This window comes from Roseateles saccharophilus, from assembly GCF_031458095.1.
In the GTDB taxonomy this organism is placed as follows: Bacteria; Pseudomonadota; Gammaproteobacteria; order Burkholderiales; family Burkholderiaceae_C; genus Pelomonas; species Pelomonas saccharophila_A.
Map to the genome: position 1 here is coordinate 1,942,038 of NZ_JAVDXU010000001.1, position 12,456 is coordinate 1,954,493.

10 protein-coding genes are annotated in these 12,456 nt (G+C 68.4%); 2 read left to right on the forward strand and 8 right to left on the reverse strand.

The annotated features are described in order from the left end of the window. Nucleotides 1-43: 43 nt before the first annotated feature. From J2X20_RS09000 to J2X20_RS09010, 3 genes are all read right to left on the reverse strand, one after another. Entirely contained in the window at nt 44-1,813 is a 1,770-nt protein-coding gene (locus J2X20_RS09000; RefSeq protein ID WP_310263551.1) for an ABC transporter ATP-binding protein, read from the reverse strand. A 171-nt stretch (nt 1,814-1,984) separates the two neighbouring features. Next, nucleotides 1,985-3,763 (reverse strand): ABC transporter ATP-binding protein, encoded by a 1,779-nt coding sequence (locus tag J2X20_RS09005; RefSeq protein ID WP_310263553.1) that lies wholly within the window; start codon nt 3,761-3,763, stop codon nt 1,985-1,987. A 6-nt stretch (nt 3,764-3,769) separates the two neighbouring features. Beyond that, nucleotides 3,770-5,170, reverse strand: a complete 1,401-nt coding sequence (locus tag J2X20_RS09010) for a sodium:solute symporter (protein WP_310263555.1) — start codon at nt 5,168-5,170, stop codon at nt 3,770-3,772. A gap of 105 nt (nt 5,171-5,275) precedes the next feature. On the opposite strand from J2X20_RS09010, the gene J2X20_RS09015 reads away from it, so the two are divergent. Beyond that, entirely contained in the window at nt 5,276-8,311 is a 3,036-nt protein-coding gene (locus J2X20_RS09015; RefSeq protein ID WP_310263557.1) for an ExeM/NucH family extracellular endonuclease, read from the forward strand. A gap of 29 nt (nt 8,312-8,340) precedes the next feature. Next, entirely contained in the window at nt 8,341-8,829 is a 489-nt protein-coding gene (locus J2X20_RS09020) for a PEP-CTERM sorting domain-containing protein (protein WP_310263559.1), read from the forward strand. 47 nt (nt 8,830-8,876) lie between these two features. On the opposite strand, the gene ruvC is transcribed toward J2X20_RS09020, so the two are convergent. The 5 genes from ruvC to J2X20_RS09045 all read right to left on the reverse strand — a co-directional run bounded on the left by ruvC (nt 8,877) and on the right by J2X20_RS09045 (nt 12,454). Beyond that, a complete protein-coding gene (gene ruvC / locus J2X20_RS09025) occupies nt 8,877-9,425 on the reverse strand; it encodes a crossover junction endodeoxyribonuclease RuvC (RefSeq protein ID WP_310263561.1) in 549 nt (182 codons plus the stop codon). Next, nucleotides 9,422-10,402 (reverse strand): phosphatidate cytidylyltransferase, encoded by a 981-nt coding sequence (locus tag J2X20_RS09030; protein WP_310263563.1) that lies wholly within the window; start codon nt 10,400-10,402, stop codon nt 9,422-9,424. Before J2X20_RS09030 ends, ruvC begins: the two co-directional genes overlap by 4 nt. After that, nucleotides 10,402-11,052 (reverse strand): lysophospholipid acyltransferase family protein, encoded by a 651-nt coding sequence (locus J2X20_RS09035; protein WP_310263565.1) that lies wholly within the window; start codon nt 11,050-11,052, stop codon nt 10,402-10,404. The genes J2X20_RS09030 and J2X20_RS09035 overlap by 1 nt, the downstream gene beginning before the upstream one ends. 45 nt (nt 11,053-11,097) lie before the next feature. Continuing rightward, nucleotides 11,098-11,982: a tetratricopeptide repeat protein gene (locus J2X20_RS09040; protein WP_310263567.1), complete on the reverse strand. Its 885-nt coding sequence runs from the start codon at nt 11,980-11,982 to the stop codon at nt 11,098-11,100. A gap of 82 nt (nt 11,983-12,064) precedes the next feature. Continuing rightward, the gene (locus J2X20_RS09045; protein WP_310263569.1) at nt 12,065-12,454 is read right to left on the reverse strand and encodes a GFA family protein; all 390 of its coding nucleotides are present in this window, start codon (nt 12,452-12,454) and stop codon (nt 12,065-12,067) included. Nucleotides 12,455-12,456 lie beyond the last annotated feature (2 nt).

Here is a 12,456-nt window from a genome sequence, read left to right on the forward strand (position 1 = left end):
CACGCAGCCTAGGCAGGACGGTGCGTTCCCGCCTTGACCCAGGTCAGGCCGACTCCGGATCGGCCTCGATTTCTTCCAGCGTCTGCAGCTCCACGAGGCGGCGGTACAGGCCGCCTTCCATGGCCATCAGCGCCTCGTGCGTGCCGCGCTCCTGCAGATGGCCGTGGTTGAGCACCAGGATCTGGTCGGCCGCGCGGATGGTGGACAGGCGGTGGGCGATCGCCACCACCGTCACGCGGCCATGCAGGGCCGTCAGCGCCTCGCCGACGCGCTGCTCGGTCGCGCTGTCGATATTGCTGGTGGCCTCGTCCAGAAACAGGATGCGCGGCGCGCCGGCGAGGGCACGGGCCATGGCCAGCAGCTGCTTCTGGCCGGTGGAGACGCGCGCCCCGCCCTCGCCCAGCTTGGTGTCGTAGCCTTGCGGCAAGGCCTGGATGAAGTCATGCGCACGGGCCGCCAGAGCGGCGTCCTGGATGTCTTCCTCGCTGATGCCCGGCCGGCCCATGGCGATGTTGTCGCGCACGCTGGCCGCCATCAGATAGGGCTCCTGCGGCACCAGGCCGACGGCATCGCGAAAGGCCGCGTCCGGCACGCTGGCCAGCGCCTGGCCGTCGACCGTGACGCGGCCCTGCTGCGCCGTGTAGAAGCGCAGCAGCAGCGACAGCAGCGTGCTCTTGCCGCTGCCCGTGTGGCCGACGATGCCGACAAAGCTGCCGGCCGGGATGTCGACGTCCACACCATGCAGCACTGGCCGCGCGGGGTCATAGCCAAAGGTCAGGCCCTCGATTCGGATGCTGCCCTGGGCGATGTCGCGGCCATCCTGAGGCGGCCCGCGGTGCTCGTCCTCTTCCAGCAGCGTGCGCACGCGCGACGCGGCCACCATGGCCTGCTGCAGCTGGCCAAACTGCATGGTGATCTGGATCAGCGGCTCGACGACGCGGGCGATATAGCTGAGAAAAGCGTACAGCAGGCCGACTTCCAGCCCCGACAGCTCGCGCCGGCCAAAGCTGTAGATGACGGTGACCAGCAGCAGCACATTCATCAAATCCAGCGCCGGGCGCAGCAGCCAGGCATTGGCGCGTAGCTCGGCGATGCGCGACAGCCGGTGCTCGGCATTCGTCGTCTCGAAGCGCTGGCCAAAGCGCCCGGCCGCGCCGCTGGCCTGCAACACCGCCATGCCGGCCATGCTCTCGGCCATCTGGGCGTTGATGTCGCTGCGCAGCTGGCGGGTGCGCTGCACCGCCGGCGCGGACAGCTTCTGGTAGCCCAGGATGATGACCACCATGGCCGGCACCAGGGTCGCGACGATGAGCATCAGCCGCCAGTCCAGGAAGGCCATGGCCACCAGGGAGCCGAAGACGACGATGGTCGAGTCCAGCATCACGTACAGCACCTGGCGATAGAGCTGGTTGACGGCCTCGGTGTCGTTGGTGACGCGGCTGACGAGCTGGCCGGTGATGGCCTTGTCGAAAAAGGCCATGGGCAGGGCCAGCACATGGGCGTAGACGCGTTCGCGCAGGCGCAGCACCGAGCGCCGCGCCACGCCGGCCATGCGCGACAGCTGGGCATAGCGGATCCAGCTCGCCGCCCAGCCGGTCAGCAGCATCAGCGCCAGCAACGTGGCCATCTCGGCGATGTCGAACTGGCGCGGCAGCAGGTGATGGTCGATATAGCGCTTGCCGAAGATGGGGGCGAGCACTTCGAGGCCGGCGGCGGCGATGAGCCAGATGCCGCCACTGATCAGGTGTGCGCGTTCGGGCCGCGCTGAGTCCAGCAGCAGGCCGACGCTTTTCCACGGCGTGTCCTTCTTCATCTCCGATGCTTCCCCGGGCAGTGCATTGCGGGCCGAGCGCCGGGCCGCTCCCAAGCCGGCCCGCACTGGCGATGTGCTCGCGGTTCAATGCCGCGAGCGTCGCCGTCCCCCCGGGGGATCGACCAGGCTCGCCGGCGTCCAGCGTGGCGAGACTGGGCGAGGGGCGCCATTTCAAGCGGCTTCAAGACTGGCCTCGATCTGTTGATAGCGCCATTGGGCCGCGTACCAGCCGCCGAGAGCCAGCAGCTCGGCGTGCGTGCCGCGCTCGATGACATGGCCCTGCTTGAGCACGATGACCTCGTCGGCATCCATGACGGCTGACAAGCGATGGGCAATGACGATGACACTGCGGTCGGGCCGCGCGCTGCGCAGCTCGCGCAGATGGTCGAGGATGTCGGTCTCGGTGCCGGTATCGACGGCCGACAGCGCATCGTCCAGCACCAGCAAAGGCGCGTCGCTCAGCAGCGCGCGTGCAATGGCGACGCGCTGGCGTTGGCCGCCGGACAGGGTGACGCCGCGCTCGCCGACCTCGGTGGCATACCCCTCGGGCAGGCGCGCGATGTCGTCATGCACGGCCGCCAGCCGCGCCGCGGCTTCGACCTCTTCGCGGCTGGCGCCGGGCCGGGCCAGCGCGATGTTGTCGGCCACCGAGGCCGAGAACAGAAAGGGCTCCTGAGGCACCCAGGCAATGTGGGCGCGCAGCGTGGCCAGCGGCAACTCGGGCAGGGCGACGCCGCCCAGCGTCATGCGCCCGGCTTGCGGCTCGGCTTGGCGCAGCAGCAGGCGCACGAGGGTGGACTTGCCCGCACCGGTCGCGCCGACGATGCCCAAGGTGCGGCCGGGCGCCAGCGTCAGATCTACGCCTTCCAAGGCCGGGCGCTTGGCACCGGGGAAGCTGAAAGTCAGGGCTTCCGATCGCAATGTCACATCGGCCGGCAACGCCGCATGACCGTTGTCGGCCAGCGTAAGCGGCGCATCCAGCACCGGCGCCAGCCGCGTCCAGGCGGCACGGCCGCGCTCGAGCAAGGCCAGCACCCAGCCGGCCGCGAACATCGGCCAGATCAGCTGGCCGAGATACATCGTGAAGGCGGTCAACTGGCCGATGCTGATCTCGCTGCGCGAGACCAGCCAGCCGCCCATGGCCAGCGCAATCGCCGTCGCCGCGCTCAGCGTCATGCCGACGGCGGGCTCATAGGCAGCCTCCCAGCGCTGGGAGCGGAAACTCGCCTCGGCCGCGCGCTCGGCCAGGTCGCTGAACTGCTTCTCGCTGCGCGCCACCAGGCCCAGGGCGCGCACGGTGCGCACGCCGGACAGGCTTTCCTGCACCTGCTGGTTCAGGTCGCCGAAGCGGGTCAGCGAGTCCTGCGCGGCCTGATGCAGGTGGTTGGAGATCCACCAGAAGGCCAGCGCCATCAGCGGGAAAGGCAGCAGCGCGGCGAGGCCGAGGCGCCAGTCGATGCCCAGCGTCATCATGGCCAGCACGAGGACCAGGGTTTGCGTGCCGTCAAAGCCCGCCAGCATGGCCTCGCCGGCGGCCTGCTCGACGGTGTCGATGTCGTTGGTCGCCAACGCCATCAGGTCGCCGGTGCGCTGGGACTGGAAGTAGGCCGGGCCTTGCAGGGCGAGCCGCGCGTACAGGCGAGTGCGCAGGCGGGCGCCGAGGTGGAAGGCGGCCTTGAACAGCGTCAGCCGCCAACCCACGCGCAGCAGGTAAATGGCGAGACCGGCCAGCACCAGCAGGCCGAGCTGGCGCAGCAGCGCATCGCCACGCAAGCCCCCCGCCACCAGCGCATCGACGACATGACCCACCTGGCGCGGGATCCACACCGTCATCGCCGCGATGCAGCTGAGCATGGCGCCCGCTGCGGCGTAGGCGCGCCAGTGCTCGCGCACGAAGGCGGCGAGCATGCGGGAGAGGCTGGTGGGCGAGGGCAACGGGGCGGCGGACATGGGCCGTCAGTGTCGCCGCTGGGCGGCCAAGCCGAGGCCTGCCCATGTCAGCAGCCCGTTCAGCAACAGCAACTCCAACCCGATCTGATACCCGCCCCAGGGCTGCCCGAAATCCAGCACTGCACACAGCAGCGGGGCTGCGATGCAGACCCCGATCAACGCGGCCGCCGACACCTTCCTCGGCGTGAACATCGCAAACGCAAACAACCCCAGCAGCGGCCCATAGGTATAGCCCGCCAGCTTGAGGATCAGATAGATCATGCTGGCACTGTCGAGCGCCTTGAAGCCCAGCACCAGGGCCAGGAACAGCACCGCAAAACCGATATGCACGCGCCGCCGGGTGCGCACGTCCTCGCGCGGCAGACGCAGCAGGTCCAGGCAGGTGCTGGCCGTCAGCGCGGTCAGCGCGCCATCCGCGCTGGGCAGCAGGGCCGACACCAGGGCCAGCACGAAGACGACCTGCACCCAGGCCGGCAGATGCTGCATGACGACCGTGGGAAAGAGTGCATCGCCGGTTGCGTTCAGCCCATGCTCGCGAGCGAACAGCGTCAGCAAACCGCCCAGCAGCAGGAAGGCCGCGACGACGACGAGCATCAGCACGGCCAGCACGAGGACGTTCTTCTGCGCGTCGCGCAGCCTGGCGACCGACAGGCTCTTCTGCATCATTTCCTGGTCCAGCCCCGTCATCGCGATGGCGATGAACATGCCGGCGAGCAAGGCCTTGACGGAGAAGTCGCGGCTCAGCGGGTCACCCACCCAGACACGGCTCAGGCCGGCGGCATCGAGCTGGGCGAGCGCATCGGCCCGCCACAACAGGGCCACGCAGACGATGAGGCCGGTCAGCATGCCGGCCGTCTGCAGCGTGTCGGTCCACACCAGGGCCTTGACGCCCCCCTCGACGGTGTAGAGCAGGATCATCGCCAGTACGACGGCCGCGCCCAGCGCGAAGGGCACGCCCAGCGGTTGCAGGATCAGCGTGTGCAGCACCTGCACGACGAGGTAGAGGCGCGCCGTCGCGCCCAGGGTGCGGCTCAGCACGAAATAGGCCGATCCCAGGCGCTGGGCCGCCGGCCCGAGTCTGGCCAACAGCAGGCCGTAGATCGAGGCCAGCTTGAGCCGGTGATAGGCCGGCAGCAGCACGAGGGCGATGACGGCATAACCCACCACCTGACCGAGGGCGATCTGCAGATAGGTGAAGCCGTTAGCCCCGACCGAGCCCGGCACGCTGATGAAAGTGACGCCGGACAGCGACGTCCCGATCATTCCGAAGGCGACGACCGGCCAGGGACTTTCCCTGCCCCCCACATAGAAACCCTCAGCCCCGGAACCGTGCGAGACGCACCGCGCCAGCACCAACAGCCCAGCGAAATAGGTGAGAACCCCGAGCAAAAGCAGTGCAGGCGACATGGGCCGGGATCATGCCTGAGCGCACCCCCTCGAATGCGGTGGATCAATTCGTCACGAAGCATCAATAGGATGCGCCCCGTTTTGGGCAATTTTTACTAACCCGTCATGCAACTCAAACCTCTGGTCTCCCTCCTCGCAGCGGCCTTTGCCGCACCGGCCGTGCTGGCTTCGACCAGTGGGGTCGTGATCAGCCAGTTGTATGGCGCCAATGGCAACAGCTTCGCCAGCGACTACGTCGAGCTGCACAACACCAGCGCCGCGCCGGTCAGCATCAGCGGCTGGTCCATCCAGTACGCCAGCGCAACGGGCACCGGCAACTTCTCGGGCAATGGCGTCGTCGCCCTGTCCGGCTCCATCCCGGCCGGTGGCTTCTACCTGGTGAGGTTGGCCACCACGACCGGCACCGCCCTGCCGACGCCCGACGCGACGGGCAGCATCAACATGTCCGGCAGCGCCGGCAAGGTCGTGCTGGCCAATGTGGCCACCGGCCTGACCTGCAACGGCGGCAACAACATCTGCTCGGCCGCCCAGCTCGCGCAGATCGAGGACCTGGTCGGCTACGGCAGCGCCAACTTCTTCGAAGGCGCCGTCGCACCGACGCTGACCAACACCACGGCGCTGTTCCGCAACGGCAACGGCTGCACCGACACCAACAACAACGCCGCCGACTTCGCCACCGGCACGCCCGCGCCCCGCAACAGCGCCTCGGCCCTGGTCAGCTGCGGCGGCACGCCGGTCAACCAACCCATCGTGCCGAGCTGCCCCGACCAGAGCGCCGTGTCCGGCACCGCGTCGAGCTTCAGCGTCAGCGCGGCAGACGCCGACAGCCGCGTCAACGCGGCCACGGTCGTGGGCAACCTGCCCTCCGGCGTCACGCTGGGCAATCTCGTGCCCGCCGCCAGCGATGGCGCGGCCGCCACCCAGAGCTTCGATGTCAGTGGCGCCGTCGCCGCGGGCGTCTACAACCTCTCGCTGAAGTGGGACAACGACGAAGCCCAGACCGCCAGCTGCAACTTCAAGCTGTCGGTGACCGGCCTCGTGAGCATCCCCAGCATCCAGGGCTCCGGCGCCAAGAGCCTGCTGGACGGCAGCACCGTCATCACCACCGGCATCGTCACCAAGCTGATCAACAACGGCTTCTACATGCAGGACCCCGACGGCGACGGCGACCCGGCCACCTCGGACGGCATCTTCGTCTTCACCAGCAGTGCCCCCACGGTGGCCGTCGGCGACAAGGTCAAGGTCTCGGCCAAGGTGCAGGAGTATTCGGTGTCCAACAGCGCGGCCAGCCAGGCCAACCCGCTGACCGAGCTGAGCAGCGTCACCAATGTCTCCGTCATCAGCACCGGCAACCAGCTGCCGCTGCCGGTCGACGTGAGCCTGGCTGCGCTGGCCAGCCAGTCCGACATGGAGCGCTATGAAGGCATGCTGGTCCACATCACCGACGAGCTGACGGTCAACCAGACCAACTTCGTCGGCAGTTGGGGCCAGCTGACCGTGTCGGCCGGCGGCCGCACGCTGAACCCGACCAATGTGATGCGCCCCGGCCCGGCCGCCCTGGCCATGCAGGCCGCCAACCTGGCCCGCAGCGTCGTGCTGGACGATGGCAGCGCCAGCAAGTTCCCCAACCCCACACCCTACCTCTGGCAGGACGGCACGGTGCGCGGTGGCGACACCCTCAGCGGCGTGACCGGCGTCGTCGACTTCGGCCCCTCCACCGACTCGACCACCGGCCCCCTGGCCTACCGCATCCATCCGACCGCGGCCCCGGTGTTCGCCCGCCCGATCGCTCGCCCGCTGACGCCGCCGGCCGTGGGCGGCAATGTGCGCGTGGCCAGCTCCAACGTGCTGAACTTCTTCACCACCTTCACCGACGGCACCTCCGTGCCCGGCGGCGGTGCCTGCCCGAGCGCCGGCTGCCGTGGCGCGGACAACCTCAACGAGTTCAACCGCCAACGTACCAAGATCCTGAACGCGCTGTCGGGCCTGAACGCCGATGTCGTCGGCTTGATGGAGATTCAGAACAGCGGCAACTTCGCGGTGCAGAACCTCGTTGACGGCCTCAACGCCATGATGGGCGTCAACACCTATGCCGCCGTGCCCCTGCCGGCCGCCGGCACGGGCACCGACGCCATCCGCGTGGCCATGATCTACAAGCCCGCCAAACTCAGCCTGATGGGCGCGTCCATCTCCGATGCCGACCCCATCAACAACCGCCCGACCTATGCCCAGGGCTTCGCGGCACCGAACGGTGAGAAGTTCGCCGTCGTCGTCAACCACCTGAAGTCCAAGGGCAGTTGCGGCACCGGCCTGAACGGCGACACCGGCGACCTGCAGGGCTGCTGGAACCTGCAGCGCAAGCAGCAGGCCCAGCGCCTGCTTGACTGGCTGCCCACCGTGCAGGCCACGGCCGGCACCGACCGCGTCATCATGATCGGCGACTTCAATTCCTATGCGAAGGAAGACCCGATCGACGTGCTGACCAACGCCGGCATCATCGACCTCGTCAGCATGTTCGATCCGGCCGACTACAGCTATGTCTTCGACGCCAGCGCCGGCCGTCTCGACCACGGCCTGGGCACGGCGGCCATCGCTGCCAAGGTGACGGGCGCGACGAGCTGGCACATCAATGCCGATGAGCCGGAATGGACCGACTACAACACCGAGGACAAGGCCGCTGGCAACGACTGGTATGTGGCCAACCAGTTCCGCGCCTCCGACCATGACCCGATGCTGATCGGCCTGAATCTGGTCAAGAACCTCACGGGCACCAGTGGCCGCGACACCATCGTCGGCACGGCGGGCGACGACATCATCGAAGGGGGCGCCGGCGCCGACACGCTGACCGGCAACGGCGGCCGCAACCAGTTCGTCTACGGCAGCATGCTGGATGCCGGCGACGTCATCACCGACTTCACCGTCGGCATGGACACCCTGGTGCTGACCAAGCTGATGGCTTCACTGGGCATCGCCAGCGCCGACCCGCTCGCCAGCGGCCATGTGACCTGCACGCCTTCGGCCGCAGGTGCCGTCATCAACATCGACGCCGATGGCAGCGCCGGCGCGGCCAAAGCCAAACCCCTGCTGCAACTGAAGGGCGTGGCCTGCTCGGCCATCAATGCCTCCAGCTTCAAGTTCTGAGTCCCCGCATTTCCAGGAAGAACAACATCATGATTCGTAAATCCCTGCTAGCCCTCGCGGCCTTGACCCTGGCCGGTGCGGCCGTGGCCTCTCCCCACAGCATCACGGGCAGCTTCGACAGCAACCCGGGCGTCACCGTGCTGACCGGCACCTTCGACTTCGACGATGCCCAGGTCGCCGCGGGCGGCTTCGACGGCGCCTTCGACCTGACCGCACTGGACTTCGTCTTCAACGGCGAGAGCTTCACGCTGGCCCAGGCTGCGTTCAACAGTGCCTACGTGCAGTTCGACGGCGGCACGCTGACGGGTCCCAACGGCTTCTTCACGACCGCAGGCGGCGGCACGCTGGAATTGCAGTCCTTCTTCGGGTCGAGCAATTTCACCTTCAGCACCACGCGTGGCGATCAACTGGGCACGCTGGCGGTGGCTGCCACGGTCCCTGAGCCAATGAGCCTGGCCTTGGTGCTGGGCGGCCTCGCCGCGGTCGGTGCGGCCTCGCGCCGCCGCAAGGCAGCCTGACCGGCTTCGCATTGGCTTGAACGGCCCGCCTCGGCGGGCCGTTTTTCCTAGTAGGTCCGCCCGCCCTTGAACTGGGCGTGCTGGCGGCGCTGCAGCGTCGTGCTGCGGCTCATGGCCTCGAAGCTGGTGCGCGCATGCGCATGCATGATGGCCAGGCCCAGCGCGTCGGCCGCGTCCTTGCCGGGCAGGCCGGGCAGGTTCAGCAGGCGCTGCACCATGGCCTGGATCTGTTCCTTCTTGGCGTGGCCATGGCCGACGATGGCCTTCTTCATCTGCAACGCCGTGTACTCGCTGACGAGCAGGTCGGCGGAGACGAGGGCCGTCAGCGCCGCGCCGCGCGCCTGGCCCAGCAGCAGCGTGGACTGGGGGTTCACGTTGACGAAGACGATCTCGACCGCCGCGCATTGCGGCTGGTAGCGGGCCGTGACCTCGCGGATGCCGTCGAACAGGATCTTCAGTCGTGCCGGCAGGTCCCCCACCTCGACGCCGCTGGTCTTGATGGTGCCGCTGGCGACGTAGGCCAGTCGGGGGCCCTCAGCGTCGATCACTCCAAACCCCGTGGTCTGAAGGCCCGGATCGATGCCGAGAATCCTCACCGGTAGTACCACCGAGCGGAATGGAACAGCACCGGTGCGGCAAAGCACAGCACCGCGATGCGGTCGAGCAGGCCGACGGCGCCGGTGATGGAGCTGCGGTTGCCCCAGTACAGCACGCCGGCGTCCTTCTTCAGCGCCTTCATGACCAGGCCGCCGAAGCCAGCGGCACCCGAGGTCAGGAAGGCCATGGCCAGGGCCTGGCCGGCCTTGAAGGGGGTGATCCAGTACAGCAGCAGGCCGGCCACGGCGCCGGTCAGCGTGCCAATCCACCAGGCCCGCATCGAGAAGCTGCGGCTGATCTGGCGCGACACCGGGCGGCGGCGCAGCGTGCGGGTGGCGATCTCCTGCGCGATCTGCGAGGCCGCCACCACCATGACGAGGAAGAACAGCAGGAAGGCACCGCGCCCGGTGTTGCCAGGGATGTCCAGCAGCAGCAGGGCCGGCGCATGCGACAGGCCGTAGACGCAGACCATCACGCCCCACTGGATCTTGGCGTTGCGCTCGAGGAAGCGCTGCGGGTCGCCGGCCAGGGCGCTGACGATGGGCAGCACCAGGAAGCCGTAGACGGGCAGGAAGACGGTGAAGAGATCGAAGAAGCGCGTGCCGCAGATCATGTACTGCACCGGCAGCAGCACGAAGAAGGCGACGATCAGCGTGCGGTGGTCGCTGCGCTGGGTGTGCACGAGGGTGATGAACTCGCGCAGGGCCAGGAAGGAGAACAGCGCGAACAGCAGCGTCGCGCCCAGCGGCCCGGAGATCCAGGCGACCCAGAACATGCAGCCGCCGATCCAGGCGGCGCGCAGGTCGCGGCGCACGCGTTCCCAGTTCAGCTCGGAGGCGCGGCGGGCTTCCTCATCCTCGCGCTCGCGCAAGGAGTTCAGGAACAGGCCGACCGTCAGCAGCATCAGGAAGCCGAACAGCACGACGAAGAGCAGGGCCACCTGCTCGTTGGCGTTGAGGGATTTCAGCCAGCGCATCAGTGATCCTCCACCGGACGGCCGACCAGGGTCGGATCGGGCCGCTGCTCCATGACGGCCTCACGGGCACGGCACAGGAAGTCGGCCTTGCTTTCACCCTCGCGCAGCTGGATGGGCGCACCGAAGGTCACCGTGCACAGGATGGGCACGGGCACGACCTCACCCTTGGGCATGACGCGCTGCACGTTGTCGATCCAGGTCGGGATCAGCTGCACATGCGGGAACTGCTCGGCGAGGTGGTAGATGCCGCTCTTGAACGGCATGGGGTTGCCCTTGTTGGAGCGTGTGCCCTCGGGAAAGATGACGAGGGAGTCGCCATTGGCCAGGGCCTCGGCCAGGGGCTCGAGGGGGTCTTCGTCGGGGTTGGCGCGCGTGCGGCTGACGTAGATGGCGTTGAAGACCTCGGTCGTCAGCCAGCGCTTGAGGGCGCTGGTCGTCCAGTAGTCACGCGCGGCGATGGCCCGCGTCGTGGCCCGCAACTCATGCGGGAAGGCCGCCCAGATCAGGACCAGGTCGAAGTGACTCTGGTGATTGGCGATGTAGATGCGCTGCTCGGCCTTAGGCGGGCAGCCCTTCCAGTGGCCCTGTGCACCCGTGATGAGACGGGCAATGAAGGCGAGCAACTGGCCGGTGAAGGCGGCTGGCGTCATGGGGCGGGATTATCAGGGTCCGCCCCTGCGCCAGCCCGTGACAACTTACCAGTCGTCGCTGCCGCCGCCACCGCCGCCGAAATCGCCACCGCCGGCGTCGCCGGCGCCCCAGCCATCACCGCTGCCGAAGTCGATGTCACGGCGCGTCAGCTCGTCGGCCGCAGCGTTGCCGCCACCGGAGTCGAAGCTGCCAGGGATGAGGCCGCCACCGCCGCCGCCGCTGTCGCGCGGCACGCTGTGCTCGTCACTGCCACCGTGCAGCAGCTTCTCGGCCAACATGCCGGCCGCCACACCGCCCGCCGCGGCCAGGCCCACGCCCATCAGGCCGGGGCCGCCCGAGGCCGGTGGCACGCCGGGGCCATAGCCCTGGGGACCATAGCCGCCACCCATGCCATAGCCGCCGGCCATGGCGGGTTGGGCCTGGGCCGCGGCGCGGCGGCGCATCCAGCTGGCCGCAACCCAGATGAAGATGACGGCGCCGACGACGAGCAGCCAGACGGGTACGCCGCCACTCTCGCTGCGCTGCGCCGGTGCCGCCCGCATCGGCGGCGGGCTGTTGACGACGGCCGGCGTGTTGGCCGAGGACTTGGCCAGGCCGGCCTGCTCGCGCTGCAGCAGTTGCTCGAAGGCGGTGAACTTGGCCGAGTCGGCGAACTTGATGGCCGGATCGAGCGCGCGCGCGCGGCGCACATGCTCGGCGGCCTCGTTGAACTGGCGCTGATGGGCCAGGATCTCGGCCAGCACATAGTGGGCACGCGGGCTGTCGGGCTTGGCCGCGACGACCTCGCGCATCATCTTCTCGGCGCCGGGGTAGTCGCCGCGCTGCACGGCGGCCTGCACCTCGTCGACATTGGGCAAGGCCTGCGCCGTACCCAGCCACAGCCCGGACAGCAGGGCCATGCACAAGAGCAGGAATCGGGGGAATTTCATCGCAACACTCCTCAAGCCATGCGGCAGTTTGCGCCGCTGAGATGGGCCCGGGCCGCCCGGTTTCAAGGCTTTACTTGTAGGACTAGAACCAATAGTCGGCAACGCATCTGCCATCGCGCGGCAGATCGTCGAAGCTGTCGAGCCCGTCGAAATGGTCGATGGGAATATTCGCCACCGCCCCGGGCTCGGCCAGGCGCAGGTTGACCGCGATGCGCCGCCGCCCATCCTCCTCGAGCCTCAGCCCGCGCCAATGCGTCACGCAGCCACAGGTCGGACAGAAGTGGAATTCCAGCGCACGGCCACGCACATAGGCCCGCGTTTCACCGCTGACATGGATGCCTTCATCCACATAGTCGTAAGCCCACAGCGTGCCGTAGCGCCGGCAGGCCGTGCAGTTGCAGGCGGTGGCGCCATCGGGCTGGCCGTCGAAGCGCCAGCGCACGCTGCCGCACAGGCAGGAACCTTCGATCATGT

Excerpts from the sequence above, each read along its gene's own strand:
- J2X20_RS09000 (WP_310263551.1), bottom strand. The coding sequence starts at position 1,813 with ATGAAGAAGGACACGCCGTGGAAAAGCGTCGGCCTGCTGCTGGACTCA.
- J2X20_RS09005 (WP_310263553.1), bottom strand. The coding sequence starts at position 3,763 with ATGTCCGCCGCCCCGTTGCCCTCGCCCACCAGCCTCTCCCGCATGCTC.
- J2X20_RS09010 (WP_310263555.1), bottom strand. The coding sequence starts at position 5,170 with ATGTCGCCTGCACTGCTTTTGCTCGGGGTTCTCACCTATTTCGCTGGG.
- J2X20_RS09015 (WP_310263557.1), top strand. The coding sequence starts at position 5,276 with ATGCAACTCAAACCTCTGGTCTCCCTCCTCGCAGCGGCCTTTGCCGCA.
- J2X20_RS09020 (WP_310263559.1), top strand. The coding sequence starts at position 8,341 with ATGATTCGTAAATCCCTGCTAGCCCTCGCGGCCTTGACCCTGGCCGGT.
- J2X20_RS09030 (WP_310263563.1), bottom strand. The coding sequence starts at position 10,402 with ATGCGCTGGCTGAAATCCCTCAACGCCAACGAGCAGGTGGCCCTGCTC.
- J2X20_RS09035 (WP_310263565.1), bottom strand. The coding sequence starts at position 11,052 with ATGACGCCAGCCGCCTTCACCGGCCAGTTGCTCGCCTTCATTGCCCGT.
- J2X20_RS09040 (WP_310263567.1), bottom strand. The coding sequence starts at position 11,982 with ATGAAATTCCCCCGATTCCTGCTCTTGTGCATGGCCCTGCTGTCCGGG.
- J2X20_RS09045 (WP_310263569.1), bottom strand. The coding sequence starts at position 12,454 with ATGATCGAAGGTTCCTGCCTGTGCGGCAGCGTGCGCTGGCGCTTCGAC.